The organism is Bythopirellula goksoeyrii (genome assembly GCF_008065115.1).
GTDB classification, from domain to species: domain Bacteria; phylum Planctomycetota; class Planctomycetia; order Pirellulales; family Lacipirellulaceae; genus Bythopirellula; species Bythopirellula goksoeyrii.
Genome location: NZ_CP042913.1, coordinates 213,635 through 231,245, shown reverse-complemented (window position 1 = coordinate 231,245; position 17,611 = coordinate 213,635). Strand labels below are relative to the sequence as shown.

The 17,611-nt window shown below is 52.9% G+C and carries 13 protein-coding genes; 9 read left to right on the top strand and 4 right to left on the bottom strand.

All coding sequences use genetic code 11. The features are described 5' to 3' along the window. The first annotated feature begins 11 nt into the window (after positions 1-11). Positions 12-1,394 (top strand): serine hydrolase, encoded by a 1,383-nt coding sequence (locus Pr1d_RS00915; RefSeq protein ID WP_148071746.1) that lies wholly within the window; start codon positions 12-14, stop codon positions 1,392-1,394. A 39-nt stretch (positions 1,395-1,433) separates the two neighbouring features. Here the strand turns inward: Pr1d_RS00915 and Pr1d_RS00910 are convergent, their stop codons facing one another. From Pr1d_RS00910 to Pr1d_RS00900, 3 genes are read right to left on the bottom strand one after another with little or no spacing between them, the layout of a single operon-like run. After that, positions 1,434-2,576 (bottom strand): GNAT family N-acetyltransferase, encoded by a 1,143-nt coding sequence (locus Pr1d_RS00910; RefSeq protein ID WP_148071745.1) that lies wholly within the window; start codon positions 2,574-2,576, stop codon positions 1,434-1,436. Continuing rightward, positions 2,573-3,577 (bottom strand): NAD-dependent epimerase/dehydratase family protein, encoded by a 1,005-nt coding sequence (locus Pr1d_RS00905; protein WP_148071744.1) that lies wholly within the window; start codon positions 3,575-3,577, stop codon positions 2,573-2,575. Before Pr1d_RS00905 ends, Pr1d_RS00910 begins: the two co-directional genes overlap by 4 nt. Before the next feature lie 52 nt (positions 3,578-3,629). Beyond that, positions 3,630-4,256: a PEGA domain-containing protein gene (locus Pr1d_RS00900; RefSeq protein WP_148071743.1), complete on the bottom strand. Its 627-nt coding sequence runs from the start codon at positions 4,254-4,256 to the stop codon at positions 3,630-3,632. A 323-nt stretch (positions 4,257-4,579) separates the two neighbouring features. Here Pr1d_RS00900 and Pr1d_RS00895 point away from each other — a divergent pair, with 323 nt between their 5' ends. The 4 genes from Pr1d_RS00895 to Pr1d_RS00880 all read left to right on the top strand — a co-directional run bounded on the left by Pr1d_RS00895 (position 4,580) and on the right by Pr1d_RS00880 (position 10,572). Further along, entirely contained in the window at positions 4,580-5,902 is a 1,323-nt protein-coding gene (locus Pr1d_RS00895; protein ID WP_148071742.1) for a protein phosphatase 2C domain-containing protein, read from the top strand. Positions 5,903-6,117: 215 nt separating this feature from the next. Next, complete coding sequence (locus Pr1d_RS00890) at positions 6,118-7,305, top strand: LptF/LptG family permease (RefSeq protein ID WP_148071741.1); 1,188 nt, start codon at positions 6,118-6,120, stop codon at positions 7,303-7,305. Between the two features lie 242 nt (positions 7,306-7,547). Next, positions 7,548-9,206 carry a sensor histidine kinase gene (locus Pr1d_RS00885; RefSeq protein ID WP_148071740.1) on the top strand — a complete coding sequence of 553 codons (1,659 nt, stop codon included), beginning with the start codon at positions 7,548-7,550 and terminating at the stop codon, positions 9,204-9,206. A gap of 10 nt (positions 9,207-9,216) precedes the next feature. After that, positions 9,217-10,572, top strand: coding sequence for a sigma-54-dependent transcriptional regulator (locus Pr1d_RS00880; RefSeq protein ID WP_148071739.1), 1,356 nt, complete (start codon positions 9,217-9,219; stop codon positions 10,570-10,572). Positions 10,573-10,590: 18 nt separating this feature from the next. Here Pr1d_RS00880 and lexA read toward each other — a convergent pair whose 3' ends face one another. Beyond that, positions 10,591-11,190 carry a transcriptional repressor LexA gene (gene lexA / locus Pr1d_RS00875; protein WP_148071738.1) on the bottom strand — a complete coding sequence of 200 codons (600 nt, stop codon included), beginning with the start codon at positions 11,188-11,190 and terminating at the stop codon, positions 10,591-10,593. A 203-nt stretch (positions 11,191-11,393) separates the two neighbouring features. Here lexA and Pr1d_RS00870 point away from each other — a divergent pair, with 203 nt between their 5' ends. The 4 genes from Pr1d_RS00870 (at position 11,394) to proB (ending at position 17,520) form a co-directional block, all read left to right on the top strand. Then, positions 11,394-13,895 carry a fused MFS/spermidine synthase gene (locus Pr1d_RS00870; protein ID WP_148071737.1) on the top strand — a complete coding sequence of 834 codons (2,502 nt, stop codon included), beginning with the start codon at positions 11,394-11,396 and terminating at the stop codon, positions 13,893-13,895. Positions 13,896-14,030: 135 nt separating this feature from the next. After that, positions 14,031-15,107 carry a S1C family serine protease gene (locus tag Pr1d_RS00865; RefSeq protein ID WP_148071736.1) on the top strand — a complete coding sequence of 359 codons (1,077 nt, stop codon included), beginning with the start codon at positions 14,031-14,033 and terminating at the stop codon, positions 15,105-15,107. After that, a complete protein-coding gene (locus Pr1d_RS00860; RefSeq protein ID WP_148071735.1) occupies positions 15,107-16,171 on the top strand; it encodes a S1C family serine protease in 1,065 nt (354 codons plus the stop codon). Before Pr1d_RS00865 ends, Pr1d_RS00860 begins: the two co-directional genes overlap by 1 nt. A 224-nt stretch (positions 16,172-16,395) precedes the next feature. Further along, positions 16,396-17,520: a glutamate 5-kinase gene (proB, locus tag Pr1d_RS00855; protein WP_238476608.1), complete on the top strand. Its 1,125-nt coding sequence runs from the start codon at positions 16,396-16,398 to the stop codon at positions 17,518-17,520. The last annotated feature ends 91 nt before the right edge of the window (positions 17,521-17,611 follow it).

Genomic DNA, 17,611 nt, shown 5'->3' with positions numbered 1-17,611 from the left:
GGGATGAAACCATGTCGTTATTTGGACCAACCTCAAGAATAATTACCTCGTTGCTCTCAATCCACTTACTAGCGAGTTCACCGATAGCAGGTGCCTTCGATCTCAAACCAGAGATTGATCCGCTCGCTAAGCAATTACTCGACGATGATCTTGCGGTCGGCTTCGTCGTCGGAATCTATAAGGATGGCGAAACACAAGTGATCGGTTACGGCGAAACAAGAAAGGGCAAAGGCATCGTGCCCGACGGCGACACAATTTATGAAATTGGCTCGGCCAGCATGGCTTTTACGGGAGCAATCCTCGCCGACCTGGTCGAGCAAGGCAGGGTGAATCTTGCTGATCCTATGCAAAAGTATTTGCCCCAAGCGGCAAGAAAACAAATAAAGAATCTCTCAAACATTACTTTCGGGCATCTTGCTACTCACGTGTCGGGGCTGCCGAAGTTGCCTGACGATTTGCAGCCGGCAGATCCTAAAAACCCGTACGCAGGCTATTCGTATCGGCAAATGCATACCTTCTTGAAAGAGCACGAACTGCGCCGAGCACCCGGTGAGTATGAATTCTCGATGTATGGCATGGGCCTACTAGGTGTTCTAATGGCTGGTCGAGAAAAGACACCCTATGAAGAGTTGTTAGTCGAGCATATCGCAATTCCTTGCGGAATGAACGATACATGCGTCAAGCTTTCCGGCAAGCAGCGCCGGCGGCTTGCCCCGCCCTACGATGCTTCTCTACGGGCAGCTAAGAATTGGGACATGCCGACTTTCGCTGGTGCTGGGGGCATTCGTTCGACTACCAATGACATGCTCAAGTTCATCGCTGCCAATCTTGCCGACGACGACAAACCTCTAACGAAAGCTCTGCAGCTTTCGCATAAAAAACACCAAACGATGCCAGATGGATTGTCGATGGGCCTTGGCTGGCTCATTTGGCCGGACGGCATGACTCGCTGTCTCGACGGTATGACGGGGGGATATGCAGCTTGGTTAGCTGTCGTGCCCAGTCGCGATGTTGGCGTCGTCATACTTTCCAACACGGCCGCCTTGCAAGTCACTGAACTCGGCGCGAAAATCACACAAATCGCTGTCGAAGCGAATGCCGAATCAGCTGCAGCAGCGCCTCTCGCGAAAGTCACTCCGGAAGTACTTAAATCTTACGAAGGTGTCTATGAGATCACGCCACAATTCGCCCTTACGATCACGTTCGAAAAGGATGATTTAATGGTTCAGGGGACTGGCCAGCCAAAACTCCAGACCTCTCCAGAATCGGAGACAAGATTCTATTGCAAGGCTGTCGATGCCCGTCTTTTTTTCGTCGCCGACAAGAGTGGCAAGCCAAAGTATCTCGTTTTGAACCAGAATGGAACGAATCAAACAGCAACTCGTCGAGATTAGTTTCCAGAGATCAAATGCTACGAAGCTGTAATACTCTATTCAGACTTTGAAATCCTTTTCAAACAATTGATAGCGTTTCCAGATTTCAGCACCGAATTTTTCTATCGAGTTACGCATTTTCGTATTGGAATCCAAGATATAGCCTGTCTCCAAATGCGCGATTCCCCGACGCAAACACTCGCCGAAAAAATTCTCATAGAGCACGGCACCTGCTCCGACGGCATATGCTTTGGGGGTTGCAGCATAAACATAAATGACGTGTTTCTTGATGTGGCGGCGCTGTCGAAGATAGGTCCACCAACCGGTGGGAAAGAGACGTCCATCCATTTTCTTGAGTAGTTCGTTGTAGTCGGGGCATGCGATGAAAACCGCTTCGGGCTGCCCGTCGATTTCAGCAAACAGAAACAAGGCGGGATCTACGATGCCCTGTAGTTCATCGCGCGCCGCCTCGAGTTCGGCAGGAGTCATGGGAATGTATCCCCAGTTGTCCTTCAGAGAAATGTTGCAGATTGAACGAACGTGCTCGAGTTCTTCGCTGATGGCATCCATCTGCACGGTACGAACTCTGACATTTGCGCGCTTTTGAACAAAGTTGCTCATGCGCTGTACCCGTTCCCAGGTGTTGTCTTTTTCTGCCTGTGAATGTTCTTCGAACTTGAAGCCGTAAACAAGAAGTTCCATCGCTGGCCGTAAGCCGTAGGCTTCTGCCTGATGGAGGTAGTAGGCTGGCGTATATGGCATCGGAATCGTGGGAGTATACTCGAATCCGCCCGATAGAAAACCGGCACTTGTATTCATCGCTGGGTTGGTAGGGCCTCGCATGCTGGTCAGATTGCGTTCGCGGAGCCACTGTTCGGCGGTCGAATAGAGCGCTTGGCTGACTTCAAGATCATCGATGCATTCATAGTGTCCAAAAAAACCTACGCGATCTTTCCAGTGCTCGTTGTGCCGAGGGTTCTCAATCGCGGCAATGCGACCGACCGCTTGGCCATTGTGAGAAGCCAGGAATAGCTGCGCCGTGGCATGTTCGTAGAAGGGATTTTTTGCTGGCGTGATTTCTTTGAGTGATTCACTTTCCAGGTTGGGAACCCAAAGCGGCTTGTCGGCATTGATGCGTCGAGCAACGCGCACGAATTCGCGCCGTTGTGACTGGGTCTGAACTGGCAGGATTGTAACTGTCACAGGTGTCGGTTGATCCAATCGAGAGTTGTGCTCATCGCATCTTCGAATGATACACGGGGAGAAAATCCAAGTACCCGGCGGGCCAGGCTGATATCATAAACTTGAGGCTGTCCAAGTTCCAATACGGCGAGTCGAGTCAGCAGAGGCCGCTTCTGGCTACGAAGGGCTTTCGCTGCGGCTTCCATCGTCATCGCCAAAGGATACGCCACGCGAGTCGGCAAAGAAAATCGCACACGCCGGGCGCCAATTCCGTCCGCTAAAGCGTCGATATAGTCCTTCCAGGTGACCGGCAAGTCGTCGCAAATGTTCATCGATTGACCAAGGGCCGCCGGAGTCGCAGCAGCCTGCAAGATCGCATCGACGACATTTTCGACATAGACTAGCCCCGCAATGTGGCGCCCGCTGTCTAGGAGCAACATGGATCCAGATCGGAGGTGATTGGCAATTTCGCCGACATAGTTTTGACACTCTGGTCCAAAGACCATGACCGGTCGAAGCAAGGTTGCTCGCAAACCGTCGTCCTGGATGGCATGCCTGATTTCTTGCTCTGCTTGAATCTTAGAATCGATGTAGGGAATGTTGCGCGAAGAGAGAGGTGTTTTTTCTGTGATGTTGTTTGTTACAGGATAGCCGTACACTGAGGCTGAACTGAGGTGAACCATACAATGTACATCCGCTGCCGCCGCTGCCCTCGCGACATTCCGGGTCCCAATCACATTGGATTTATGAAATTCCTGGCGAGAACCCCAATCGGAAACGAGTCCGCCGCAATGGAACACATGTGAGGCGCCTTCAACTGCCTGGGAGACACTTGTCGCGTCGAAGAGATCCCCTTGAAAAAGTTCAGCACCAAGATCCGCCAACCAAGTCGCTTTGTTTGGAGTGCGGACAAGAGCTCGCACTTTCTGGCCTTTCGTACACAGGCGTCTGACGAGATGGCCACCAATCAATCCGGTTCCCCCTGTGATAAGACTCACTTCTGAAGAAGGGGAATTCGGCATGGAGAGAACTTTGTGCTAGTAGCGTGTAATCTGGCCTCGGTAGTAGTTTCCTTTATGGCAATGGCACCAGCGGTTGTCCACCTGAGGGGAGTGAGCCTGGAGGGGCTGGGAGGGCTCCCGAGGGGACCAGGGTTTCCGATTCTGGTGGCAAAGTCAGCACAGGTTGCGTGCCTGGGGAGAATACGGGAGCCGCGCCAGGAGGTAAGACAGGGCCACCAGACCCTGGCGGACCAATTACTGCTGGCGGCAACACGGCACCTTGTTCCGTGCTTCGCCGCAACTCTTCGGCACGGCCTAGGAGTTGTTCGGTCGGCACGATCACTTGTGGAACGAGGTTGTACGAGACTGTGCGAAAGTCTTGAATCTTCTTGGGGCAAAGATTTTCGCTCACAAAGTCCAATGGTGGAATCTCATACCATGGCGTGGGAATTGGCTGGCTTACTGTCAGCGTTTCGAACCCGGGTTTCACGAGGCGCACTTCGCGCGTGCCATAGTAAATAAAATCAGTAGCACAGGGCGTTGTGCCAATCAGTTGATTATCGACATAGACCATCGCACCGGGAGGGTTGCTGCGGACCATGAGCCGACGCCTCACACATCCCGGCAATAACACCAGGCAGACAAGGGCAAGGCAAATAGCCAATTGCTTCAAATATGGATTTATGGCCGTATTGGTCATGCCGTGGTCCGAGGAGCGCGGATTCTGCACAGAAAAGCGGGAGGAACTATAGGGGGCCTGCATGAATTGAGCTACAGCGACTTTGTCGAGCCATCTGCTTGAATCCCCCTGCCCCGCTATCAATTCTGAGATTTCGTCGTTAGAATGGCTGCTTGCTCTGCTGGCAATCGCCTGCAGGTAAGGTAAAGAGATTGGAATTGATTGTTCTCTGGTACCAGGCGGCCTCTACCATCCCCTTCGGAGGGTAGCGTTCAAGTTCTGCTACTAGAATTCTCAGGTCTTCACTCCAACAGTTCAGCACTTTGTGAGAATCTGCATCGCGTATGAGTAGCCCCTCCAGCAAGTTGGAACGCTCCATCGGGGGGCTGCGCTGTACTGCGGTTAGCGATGTGGGTATGCGCCGGTCGAGCAATCAGGATTCAATGGCGGTGTCCCTTGCAGAGGGGAGTCGCCAGTGGCAATCACATGGGCACTTGTTCATGGTGGCTGATGGGATGGGAGCTCATGCCGCGGGGGAACTCGCCAGCAAGCTCGCGACCGATACCGTGCCCCACAGCTATCACAAGCGATCGGAAGTTTCGCCGAGTGAGGCCATTGTAGAGGCGGTCCGAGAAGCCAACAGTGTGATCTACAATAAAGGTTCCAACAGCGTCGACTTCCAAGGGATGGGGACAACCTGCAGTTGCTTGTTGGTCTTGCCTCAGGGTGCTTTGGCAGCTCATGTGGGAGATAGTCGAGTTTATCGGCTCAGAGGGAATTGTTTTGAGCAGCTGACTTTCGATCATAGCTTGGTCTGGGAGATGGCCGCCGCTGGACATGCTAGCGAAGACGAGATTCCTGCGTATGTCCCCAAAAATGTAATTACGCGATCGTTAGGTCCGCACCCAACGGTGTCGGTGGATGTCGAGGGTCCATTTTCGGTTCAAACAGGTGATCGGTTTCTACTGTGTAGTGATGGGCTTACTGGACCATTGAAACCGGAGCTGATTGGTGCAGTCATTGGCTGCTTGCCACTCTCAGACGCCGCGCAAACGCTTATCGATTTGGCCAATTTGTTGGGTGGGCCTGACAACATCACGACGATCGTCGTTGAGATTGCCGAGTCAGATAAATTGGGGCTTGCTGCTCCGCCTGAAGAATCCGAATTACCGCCTCGTCGATCGATGCGTCGTAAGTCGGTTCACCCTTTTTCTTGGATGGCGATGATTTTGAGCGCTGTCTTGGCAGGGGCTTTGATGGCTACTCATCAATTTGGGGGGGCATTTTTGGCTTTGGCTGCATTCCTTGTTGCTGCGATCGTTGCCTGGACACAACGAAGCACCGATCCGGGTGCCTGCAACACAGGTGCCATATTGGGACTCCATGGTAAGGCTCCCTATCGAAGGCACGATTGCCAGCCAGGTCCTGCCAGCATCGGTACGTTGGGGGACATTGTGCGACAGTTGGAAGATCTCGAAGGCCAAAACAATTGGGAAGTTGACTGGCCGACGATTCATCGTGACCGCAATACAGCCCATGAGGCTATCACACAGGGCAATTATCAAGAGGCGGTGATCGCCTACTGTAGCGCCGTCAGGCGGTTGATGCAAGCGCTCCGCAATTCTAAGCACCCTGGAACAAGTGATTCGACAGTTGACCTGTGTTAAGTGGGGGCGTGCTAGCTGAAAGCGGCGAATCGTTCTAGTAGTTGTCGCTAGGCCGATGGCAGTAGGTCAGGGAAACCACCGGCTGCCGCAGAGGGCTATTTGAATCGATTGGCGGCACGAGTAGGAGAGTCTGCCATAAGTGTCGTTTCGCAGTCTGGCCGGGATTGGTACAGTGTGGCAGACTACTCCCCTTGCCCATTTGTAACGCCAGCTTGATGCGCATTCTAACGCGATATATCGTTTTTGAAATGCTGTCAGTATTTCTGCTGACGCTAACTGCGATGACGGCTATCGTGTTTCTTATTCTCGTCGGGAAGGAGGCTGTTGAAAAAGGATTGGGACTCGTACCGTTGTTGCGGCTACTGCCCTACATGCTTCCGCAGGCGATGCTTTTTGCAGTGCCAGGTACGATGCTGTTGGCGTCGACGACAATCTATGGCCGCATTTCTTCCTCCAACGAAATTGTGGCGATCAAGTCACTCGGTATTTCTCCTTTGGTTCTAGTTTGGCCCACGCTAATCTTGGCGACTTTGGCGAGCTTTGCCACAGTTTGGATCAACGACATGGCCGTCTCCTGGGGGCACGGGGGAGTGCAAAAGGTGGTTCTAGAATCACTCGAAGAAATCATCTACGGCCGGTTGCGTACAACACGATCCTATAGCAATGACCAATTGAAATTGACGGTCCAGCGGGTCTATGGGAAACGGCTCATTGACCCTACGTTCCTGTTTTATTCTGCCCCTGACAAACCTGCTTGGACGGTGACCGCTGACGAGGCCGAGATTCGTTCGGATGCCGCTGAGGAAAGGATTTTACTCACATTGGTAAACGCCGAAATCGACTTCGGAGGGGGAGGTGCGATTTCTCATCCTGGATCGTGGGAGCTACCAATTTCCTTTAGCCAGTTCACAGGAGAATCAGGTCACTCGCGTAGCCCTGCTAACTACGCTCTGCGTGAAATCGGGCCAAAAAAAGTAGAGCAAGCCCGGCTTATCGAAACAATGGAACAAGAGATGGCAGCGGATGCCTCCCATGCCATAATGACAGGGCGAATGTTCGAACTTGCCGAAAGTGATTGGCATAGCCGTCGTCGAGCCGTCGAGAACGCTCAAAATACTACACATCGCTTCTACACAGAGCCACATCGCCGCTGGGCGAACGGCTTCAGTTGTCTATGCTTTGTCATGATTGGCGCACCTATGGCGATCCGCCGTCGCCACGGCGAATTCTGGGGGAGCTTTTTCGCCTGTTTTCTGCCGATTCTCTTAATCTACTACCCCATGCTGGTGGGCTGCCTCGACCAAGCCAAGGCAGGCGTGTTTCCCGCCCCTGCGGTCTGGCTCGGTAATTTGGTGCTAGCGGGATGGGGAATCTGGTTGATGCGGCGCGTTGTGAGATTCTAGCTCCTTAGAAGTCCTATTCAGACACGTCTGTCGCTGGACTAGCTTGCGATCTCGCAGGGATCATTGCAACCTACGGCAAGCGAGCTAGGAGAGTGTAGAGTTTTCGTGCACGACACAATGCCATGCTATCACGGAATATCTGTTCTTGTCAGATTTACAATCTAGCTGCTAAACTCCCGCTCCCGTCGGGTTCGAAAAGCCCGTTTTGATTGACTGTATCACCCACGACAAGGAGGTCGTTGGTGCCTTCTCAATGGCCCTTACGCACGAAGCTCAAGTTGGGATTAGGAGTATTCCTAATTTCCTTTCTTGCGCTATTTGGAAGCGCAGTCTACGGCCTCTACGCCTATCGCGGTTTGGTGATGAGTCTCAGTGGTCGGTCAGCTGAGCTTCCACTTGCTAGCGAGATCCAGCAGCGTGTTAACGACCTACGTGTGATTCTCAGCCAGGCAAATGAACGTGCTGAGTTTCCCCAAAGTATCCAATCCTTTACGGAAGTTCCATCAGAAAATGATGAGCCTCAATCCTTGCCGTGGGATGCAAAATGGCTGCGAAACGACTATCGAGATACATTTGTCCGATTGGTGGAAGCGATTGACCGCTACCGCCTCCAACTAGATGTAAGCAGCCTCGATCGCGACTTGCAACTTGGTGACGACAGCTTGGAACGCCAAACCCTGGCCGAGATCGACCAGTTAATCGATGAGCTCGGAGGCAAAGATTCTGGATCCGAACTAGGCGAGGACTGGGTACTGCGCCCCAACCGAATTGAATACATTCGTGGTCAACTCGATGAAATGCGAGACAAGGTGGAGGACTTGCCAAGTTATCTCCATGGGCGACTCGAAGATCTTTCGGACAATGTGCGCGCCCAGTATCGCACAGCAATCTTCATAGCTTGGGTTAACGCTGGAATCGCTCTCGTACTGATTTTCGTTTCCATTCGCGGATTCATTCGCTGGTTCGCCGAGCCTTTGCAAACCTTGGTTAATGGTTCCCGTCAAGTGGCTCTAGGGAAATTCGACCATCGTATCCACCTGGAGTCGTCGGATGAGATGGGTGAACTTGCCGTTGCAATGAATAATATGACGGCCCGCTTTCAAGAAATTCGCGATGATCTGGATCGGCAAGTTCGCGAACGCACCAGCCAAGTGGTACGGAGCGAGCAGCTTGCCAGTGTGGGGTTCTTAGCCGCAGGGGTAGCCCATGAAATCAATAATCCACTCGCTTCGATTGCGTTGTGCAGCGAATCGCTCGATTCACGCATTGAAGAGATGATGGCAAATGCAGATTCACCTTGCAAAGAGGACGCTCCAGTCATACACAACTATTTGCAGATGATTCAGCGCGAGGCTTTCCGCTGTAAGCAGATCACTGAGAAGCTCCTCGATTTTGCCCGGATGGGAGACTCTCAGCGAGTGCGGACCGACTTGCGGGAATTGGTTGCAGGCGTGATCGACATGGTGCAACATCTCGGGAAACACAAGGATAAGAATCTGGAACTCGCCGCTGGTCCTCCAGTGGTTGTCGAAATAAATGCCCAGGAAATCAAGCAGGTAGTTTTAAATCTCATCACGAATGGTCTTGAAAGTCTTGACTCAAGTGGTACAGTCCTCGTGGCCGTCGAGCAAGAAGGTGATTTGGCAAAGATCATCGTTGAGGATGACGGTTGCGGCATGAGTGACGAAGTGCGCAAGCATCTATTCGAACCGTTTTTCACCCGTCGCCGTGGAGGTCAAGGAACGGGACTTGGTCTTTCGATTACCTATCGCATCGTGGAAGAACATGATGGCAATATTGAAGCGACTAGCGCGGGCGCAGGATGTGGCTCGCGGTTTGTAGTATCACTGCCGTCACAGCATACGACAAAGGAGAAGAACCATCGCTACCAAGCAGCCTAACGGTCAAGGATTGACCCTGTTGTTTGCCGACGACGAGCCCTCGCTGCAGGAGCTGATGAAGCTCGAACTGCCGCGATTGGGACATCGTGTGACGGTATGCCCCGATGGTCTGACAGCCATAGCCGCCCTAGATAAAAATACCTATGACTGTATTATCGTCGATCTCGATATGCCTGGCCGCGACGGCATCGGTGTGATCTCCCACTGCAAAGACGTATCTCCCGAGACCGAGGCCGTGGTTCTTACTGGGAAATCGTCGATGGAGACTGCCATTGCAGCCCTACGCCATGGTGCTTTTGACTATCTTACAAAGCCTTGCAAGTTGGTTGAGATCCAAGCACTGCTGAAACGGGTCACCGAAAAGCGGCAGCTCACGCAGAAGTGTCGCGCGTTGCAGCACCGTGTTCAGAGCCTTGAAGGAACCCCGCGACTTATTGGTAACACCCCGGCGATGCAGAAGGTGCGCCTGTTAATCGAAAAAGTAGCTCCCTCGAATTCGACCGTGCTTATTCTTGGTGAAACAGGCACCGGTAAAGAGTTGGTGGCTCGTGCGCTCCACGAACAAAGCACCCGAGCTAGCAATCCGTTTGTTGCGATCAATTGTGGCGCGTTGCCGGAAACCCTCATCGAAAGTGAGTTGTTTGGACATCGCAAAGGAGCTTTTACCGGTGCCGATGACCATCGTGTGGGTCTCTTTGAGGTTGCGAACGGGGGGACAATCTTCCTCGACGAGATTGGTGAACTTCCCAAATCGATGCAGGCGAAATTGTTGCGCGTCCTAGAAAGCGGAGAGATCCGTCGCGTTGGTGAAAACAAAACTACTCAGGTAGATGTGCGGGTAATTTGTGCGACACACCGCGATCTCCAGGCGATGGTTGCCGAGGAAGAATTTCGCGAGGACCTGATGTATCGCATCAACCCGTTTGAAATCTACCTCCCATCATTACGGGAGCGCATTCAGGATGTGCCCAATTTGGCGAGACACCTTCTTGCGCGACACCGTGGCAAGCCTCAAGGGGACGAGTCACTGATCGCACCGGATGCAATCGATGTGTTGCTTTCACATGTTTGGCCTGGTAATGTGCGTGAACTGGCCAATGTGATCGAACACGCGACGATACTATGCGACTCGGGTCCCATTCGCGCAGAGCATTTGCCCCAGCAACTCTCATCGCGGCAACTGCAAGGAGCGGCCAAGCTTCGCCGCGGGGCCATCAGCCTCCGCGATTTGGAGATGGAGGCGATTCAAGAATCCTTAGAACGCAACGACGGCAACAAACCCAAGGCAGCCGAAGAACTGGGTATTAGTCTCAAGACGCTCTACAACAAGCTCAACCAAGTTAGCAACCTAGAGCAGTCGGCGTGAGCGAGGTAAGCAGGCGACTTATCCTACTTTGCGCACGACTCCGGTTACCACGCCAAGCACTTTGACGTTGCGGCTATAGATCGGTTTCATCGAGGAATTAGCTGGTTGCAGTCGGATGCGGTTGGCCTCAGGGTACCAATATTTGAGCGTGGCTTCCCCTTCATCGGTGAGTGCCACGACGATGTCTCCCTTGTCGGCAGTGCGCGCCTTTCGGCAGATAACAAGATCGCCGTCGGCGATAGCCGCCTCAATCATCGAGTCCCCCTTCACTCGGAGGGCGAACAGATTCTTTTGGCTAAACCAGTCGGTAAACTCAAAACGCTCAGATTGTTCGATTGCTTCGCTTAAGCTACCAGCCGCGATCTGACCAACTAGCGGCATCCCCCGATCTACGCGAGCTTCGTCGGTGAGCTGAATCGCACGCGACATGTTAGGTTCACGGGTAATGAGCCCCTTTTTCTCAAGGGCCTTGAGGTGGCACATGACCCCGTTGGGAGAATTGATCTTAAATTGCTCGCCAATCTCCCGGACAGTAGGGCCGTAGCCCCTCCCATCGATCTTGTCACGGATGAAATCGAACACCTTGCGTTGGCGTTGAGTGAGTTGGTCGAGGGACATGGGTAAACTCTTTCTGCGGAATTCTACCGGAATGATCAAACTTATGAGCCCTGACGAGCTAGCATCATCTTAATATACGTTCGTACAGACTACAAGTGCATCTGTACACTATTTAGTGGAGGATGGGAATAGTGGCAGTTTGGCGGGAAAAATTGAATATTCACTTGGCGGACATTAGCGTCACATTTTGATAAGATACAATCATGCCTCACAAACGCCAATCAATGCCTTCTCCACCACTTTCACTGCGTTTTACGAGCATCACCTTCTTGTTTGTCGGTAGCGGTTGTGCAGCGCTTATCTACGAAGTGATTTGGTTTCATCTGCTACGTTTGGTGATCGGTGGTTCGGCGATTTCCATGGGAATCGTCTTGTCCACGTTTATGGGGGGCATGTGTCTAGGGAGTCTCTTGGCTCCCCACTTGATTGCCACTCGATGGCACCCACTGAAGGTATATGCTGCTCTGGAGCTGGCAATTGGTCTCGTCGGGGCAACGCTCCCCTGGTGGATGCCCGCTCTCCAGAATTGGTACATCGCTCAGTCGGATGCCACAGGGCAAGACCTATTCATTCGGGCAATCGTCGCGGGAGGCTGTCTGGTGCCTGGGACGATTCTAATGGGGGCCACATTGCCAGCTGTAGCTAGATCCGTAGCATCCACGCCCACCGGGTTGGCTGATCTGGGTTTCTTCTACGGTGCAAACACGCTCGGAGCTGTCTTGGGTTGTTTCATTGCTGGTTTCTTGTTGCTGCCCCAAACCGATGTTACTTATGCGAGTTACGTCGCAGCGGGAATCAATGTGCTCGTTGCACTCCAGGCGTTTTCCTTGGCCCAACGAATGGCATACAATCCCGATCAGCTTCAAGAGAAGGGTGCCGATCAGCGGAGTGCTGTTGAAAATGTGCCTCTGCTGATTGCTATCGTTATGGCGTTGTCAGGTTTCACGGCTTTGGCGGCGGAAGTTGTCTGGACGAGACTCTTGTCACTCTTGTTTGGTGCGACCACTTACACGTTTGCTATTATCTTGATGGTATTCCTGTCCGGTATCGGCATCGGCAGCGCCTTTGCTTCCAAGTTCGCGGCCAGGGCATCGCGACCGCTCCGCTTGTTGGCGCTAGGGCAATTGCTACTTATGTTGACTTTGGTGTTGGCGAATCTGGCAATCACTCGAATCAACCCTTTCTGGCTACCAAGAGCTGGAGGCCCCTTCCACGTTTACGGTGTTTTTCTTCACGATACGATCCGAGCGGCAATCGCTGTCTTTCCTTCTGCTATCATCTGGGGCGCAACTTTCTCTATCGGATTGGTTGCCGCTAGTCGCGGTCAGCCGGATGCAGGTCGATTAGTCGGTCAGGCCTATGCGGCCAACACATTGGGGGCAATTCTAGGCTCGCTGATGACCACGATGCTGTTGGTTCCCTCGCTTGGTTCTCAACTGACACAACAATTAATGATCTTTGTGGCGGCAGTGACGGCGCTGATAGCACTCTGGGCAGAACGTGGCAGGATGACATCGAATGTCTCCACAGTAAACCCAAACAGAAGTAATCCAATTGAGACTTTTGATCCTGAATTGTTGACTTTTCCCCGTAGTTTCTGGATAGTAGGCCTTCTAGCCTTTGCGACTATTTCGATGCTGATTCCCCCGCCCCACGGCCTCTTGGGCAACTCGATCATGCCGCCAATGTGGAATCGCTTTCGACATTTGTACGAAGTCGAAAGCTTAAATACAGCAGTCGTCGTCTTGGAAGAGAAAGCGACAGATTCTCGGTCGCTGTGTGTCTCGGGAAAAGTAGAGGCTTCGAATAATGTAGACGACCTGCGCTGTCAGCGCCTTTTGGGCCACTTACCCGCTTTGTTTCATCCTAATCCGGAGAAAACTTTGACGGTCGGTTTGGGTGCAGGGACCACCACCGGTAGTTTTGTGCTTTACCCACAAGTGGAGAGCATCAAGATTTGCGAAATTGAGCCAGCTGTAATCGAAGCTGCCGAGTTTTTTTCTGAAGAGAATCACAATGTGGTCGCTGACCCTCGGACAGAAATTGTCATTGATGATGCCCGACACTATATGGCGACGACTCAGGAGAAATTTGACATTATCTCCTCTGATTCCATCCATCCCTGGGTCCGCGGCTCAGCAATCCTCTACTCGCAGGAATACTACGAGCTTTGCAAGACAAGACTTAAACCCGGTGGCATCATGGTACAATGGATTCCACTTTATCAGACCGATTGGTCGACGGTTTCTTGTGAATTGGCGACTTTTCTAAAAGTTTTTCCTGCAGCCACCCTCTGGTCAAGCGGAGCTGATCGTATGTTTGGTTATGATATCATCGCAGTCGCTCAAGTAGATGAGGTTCCGATAGATCTTCAGGCGGTCCAGGATCGTATTGATAGCAACAAGAAACTTAAGTCAGCGCTTGACGAAGTCCATTTGGGTTCGGTTGTCGATCTGTTCAAGCATTATGTCGGTTGCGGCAAGGATCTAGATACCATCTTGCAAGATGCCCAGATCAATCGCGAATCCAATCTTAAGCTGGAATACATGGCGGGCTTGGCGTCTTATATCCAGGAACCTGACGCGATTCTTCGCATAATCTTAAGTCCGCTTCGCTATCCGACAGAGATGCTTATAAATGATGAGAAGTTTCATGAAGAGATTCATGCGGCTCTCAATCTGCTAACCCCCAAAGAAGGCGACTAGGAATCGGGTCTCTTGCCAAGACCGATCTCGCGACAATTATTCGGTAATAAGTTCCATAGATAATCATCGGTACGTGGAGAATAGTGTTCGTTGTATTACCTTTTGTGGGTTGTAAATTGGATTGATCTCATTCACATGAAACCTCTTCATTTTGTATCGATGTTTTTGACATGCCTATCGACTTTTGGACTACTGCGCGCCGCCGAACCCCTACCCTTCTCGTCCGAGTTGACCACCGTATTGAGTGATCGCTATCCCCACGGGGTGGAGGACCTTAAACTGCTCGAAGAACAGGTTCAGCTTGTCGCCGCGCAGGCCGTTCCTGCAACGGTGGAAGTGGAAATTGGGCGGAGTATCGGCAGTGGGGTGATCATTTCCAAGGAGGGGCTTGTCTTAACAGCGGCTCATGTGATTGGTCGGCCAGGGCGCCGAGCTACCTTGGTCTTGGCTGATGGTCGGCGTCTGAAGGGACGCACCCTAGGAGCCCATCATTGGATGGACGCGGGAATGGTCCAGATAACCGATCCGCCTGGGGACTTGCCGTTTGCACCACTTGCTCCGGAAGAGGCTGTTGAAATTGGGCAGTGGGTTGTAGCAACCGGTCAACCCGGGGGGATTCTTGATGATCGTTCTCCGCCGGTGAGGTTGGGGCGGGTGTTGGCGGCCGATGATCAATGGATCTGCACAGATTGCACCTTGGTTGGTGGCGATTCAGGGGGGCCATTGTTCAACATGAGAGGGGAGGTGATGGCGATTCACATGAGCATTGGACCGGAAGTCGTTCACAATTTTCATGTCCCTGTGACCGAAATTCGGCCCGTCTGGGAGAAAATGCTTCAGGGTGAAGTTTGGGGAGGAGAAGTCGCCGAGCGTGACCACGATGGCAACTGGGCCGTATTGGGGCTGGCAGGTCGCACGATCAATGAGCGAACAGTAGTCACGCAGGTTTTTGGAGGATTTCCTGCAGAGGCAGCCGGAGTCTTGCCTGGAGATCAGATAGTGGCAGTCGATGGTCAGGCAATTGCATCGATACTTCAACTCACAGAGACCATTTCACGCAAATCCCCTGGTGATACGATCCATCTTGAGCTTATGCGCAATGCCCACGTGATGGAACTCGACGTTATGCTGAGCTCAATTGGTGAGCCCTTGCCCGGCAGTTTTGACCCTTCCTCCAGTGAAGCCCAACCCGAATCGCGAGAGCAACCTTAATGCAAAGAAAAATACAGGCTTGTACGCTAGTAGGAATTTTGCTGTTGTGCTGCGAATCGGGTGAGACACTACTCGCGCAGTCCTCTGATGAATTGGGAGTGGCTGCTCACAACTATCCCACCGAACGGATTACGGTTCCTAGTTGGCGCTTTGCCCATGGCCCCCATGTGCGGGCCGCGTTTCAAGAGGTTGTGGCTGGTGTGAGGAAGGCCATTGTCGAAATCAAGTGCGAAGGGCGCCAGGTTGCTCTGGGGGGCATCGTGGGACCGGACGGGTGGATACTAACCAAGGGGAGTGCCTTGGTGGGACCAATCACCTGTCGGCTCCATGATGGTCGTGAGTTGGACGCCCGCGTCGTAGGTGCGAGTCGCGAATTTGACGTTGCCATGCTCAAAGTTGATGCCAAACAATTGCCTACCCTTGCGATTTCGGATAGCGTCGTACCCGTGGTGGGTTCGTGGCTTGCTTCGGCGGGAATGGACAGTTACCCAATCGCAGTGGGGATTGTAAGTGTCGAGCCTCGCGAGATTCCCCATCAGGCGGGTATCCTGGGGATTCAGCTTGATGCGGTGGCAAATCGTGCGTTGATTGTACGGGTATTTCCTGGTTCGGCAGCATCCAAGGCTGGATTGTTGGTCAACGACACTATCTTGGAGATCGACCGCGTGCCGACGCCTAGTCGCGAGGCATTGATTCAACGTGTTCAGGAGTTCAATCCGGGAGATCGAGTTTCCTTGAAGATTCAGCGAGACGGAGAGCAACTTGACGTGGAAGCGGTCTTGATGGGGAGATTCCCTGGACTTCAGCCTTCCAGGAACGAGTTTCAAAACCGGCTTGGTAGCGGCTTGAGCGAGAGGAGATTTGGGTTTCCCAGCGCTTTTCAGCACGATACGGTTATCAACGCAACCGACTGTGGCGGACCAGTGGTCAATTTGGACGGCGAAGTAGTCGGGTTCAATATTGCCCGCTCGGGGCGGACGGAAACCTATGCGATCACAGCTGCATCGATCTCCAAGCTCCTTTATGAGTTGATGTCTGGCAATCTGAAACCAGAGCCAGAGTGATCGATGGCTCTGAGGCCGATAAAAACTCGGTGGGAGAAAAAGAAGCGCGTCCGCAAGAAAGCCCGCTAGTGCCGTTGGTGCCTGCTGGAGTACCATGAGCGGAGCGGCGCCAACCGCCGGCGAGAGCGTGAATACCGGTGGCAACCGCCAATCCACTCACAATAACTGTACTTCCTCCAGCCTTAGCCTGATGCTCTATGTCGGAACTCGTGCGGCAAGAAATAATGTCCAACGCCGATTTGGTCGTCGTAAAGGTCGGTACCCGCGTGCTGACCAACTCCGACGGTATGCTCGACAAGAATCGCATCGAGAGTATCGCCGGGCAGGTTGCCCAGCTATGGCAGGCTGGCAAGAAATGTGTTCTGGTCAGTAGCGGGGCCGTCGGAGCGGGACTAGGGCGACTAGGTCTTAAACAGCGACCAACCGATTTGGCCCAACTGCAGGCCGCCGCGGCAATTGGTCAGAGCGTTCTTATTGAGTCTTACAATCGAGCCTTGGAACCGCATCAATTACATGCAGCCCAAATGTTGCTCACTGCCGAGGACCTCAAGGACCGCACCCGCTATCTTAATGTTCGCAACACGCTCTTTGCGCTGTTTGAATCGAATGCCGTGCCTATCATCAACGAAAACGATACCGTGAGTGTCGAAGAATTGAAGTTGAGCTTTGGGGACAATGATAGACTGGCCGCCTTGGTTACAAACCTTATTCGCTCTCCACTCTTGGTGCTGCTCTCAGATATCGAAGGAGTATTCTCGGGCGATCCACACGATGCGGCTTCGGAAGTACTCTCGGTGATTACCGATTTGACCGCAGCACAAGCTGAGTTGGTACGCGATGATCCGCGCCGTCCGGGAATGCGGTTGAGTACTGGAGGGATGACGAGCAAACTGATTGCGGCCAGGATTGCCACCTCCGCTGGTGAAAATGTGGTTATCGCGAATGGTCACCGGGAGAATGTTCTCGTGGATATTTTAGCAGGCAAAGAGGTAGGGACGTTGTTTCTGGCCGAAGGCCCTGCGGTCGACTCTCGCAAGCGCTGGATCGGGTGGAGTGCCAGCCCCAACGGACGGCTATTGCTTGACGCGGGGGCCTGTCAGGCAATTTCAGCCGACGGGCGGAGCCTCCTGGCCGTGGGGGTTGCCGAGGTGGAAGGGAATTTTGTCAAGGGGGACGTCGTCTCGCTTTGTGACGAGGCAGGAGTAGAGTTTGCTCGAGGACTGAGCAATTACCCGGCTGACGAAATGCGTGTGATTGCCCGGCAACCGAGCGAGCGTATTGCCGAACTCCTGGGCCGTCGACCGTACTATGAAGTAGTGCATCGAAATAATCTAATTGTGCTGGGTTAACCGGTTCGCCGTTGCCCACATGCTTTTTGCTTACAAGGCCTGCAGTGATTTCCCAAAAGAAAAAGCCGCTCCGAGAATGAGTTTCTCGGCG

Excerpts from the sequence above, each read along its gene's own strand:
- Pr1d_RS00915 (WP_148071746.1), top strand. The coding sequence starts at position 12 with ATGTCGTTATTTGGACCAACCTCAAGAATAATTACCTCGTTGCTCTCA.
- Pr1d_RS00905 (WP_148071744.1), bottom strand. The coding sequence starts at position 3,577 with ATGCCGAATTCCCCTTCTTCAGAAGTGAGTCTTATCACAGGGGGAACC.
- Pr1d_RS00900 (WP_148071743.1), bottom strand. The coding sequence starts at position 4,256 with ATGACCAATACGGCCATAAATCCATATTTGAAGCAATTGGCTATTTGC.
- Pr1d_RS00895 (WP_148071742.1), top strand. The coding sequence starts at position 4,580 with ATGAGTAGCCCCTCCAGCAAGTTGGAACGCTCCATCGGGGGGCTGCGC.
- Pr1d_RS00890 (WP_148071741.1), top strand. The coding sequence starts at position 6,118 with ATGCGCATTCTAACGCGATATATCGTTTTTGAAATGCTGTCAGTATTT.
- lexA (WP_148071738.1), bottom strand. The coding sequence starts at position 11,190 with ATGTCCCTCGACCAACTCACTCAACGCCAACGCAAGGTGTTCGATTTC.
- Pr1d_RS00870 (WP_148071737.1), top strand. The coding sequence starts at position 11,394 with ATGCCTCACAAACGCCAATCAATGCCTTCTCCACCACTTTCACTGCGT.
- Pr1d_RS00865 (WP_148071736.1), top strand. The coding sequence starts at position 14,031 with ATGAAACCTCTTCATTTTGTATCGATGTTTTTGACATGCCTATCGACT.
- Pr1d_RS00860 (WP_148071735.1), top strand. The coding sequence starts at position 15,107 with ATGCAAAGAAAAATACAGGCTTGTACGCTAGTAGGAATTTTGCTGTTG.
- proB (WP_238476608.1), top strand. The coding sequence starts at position 16,396 with ATGTCCAACGCCGATTTGGTCGTCGTAAAGGTCGGTACCCGCGTGCTG.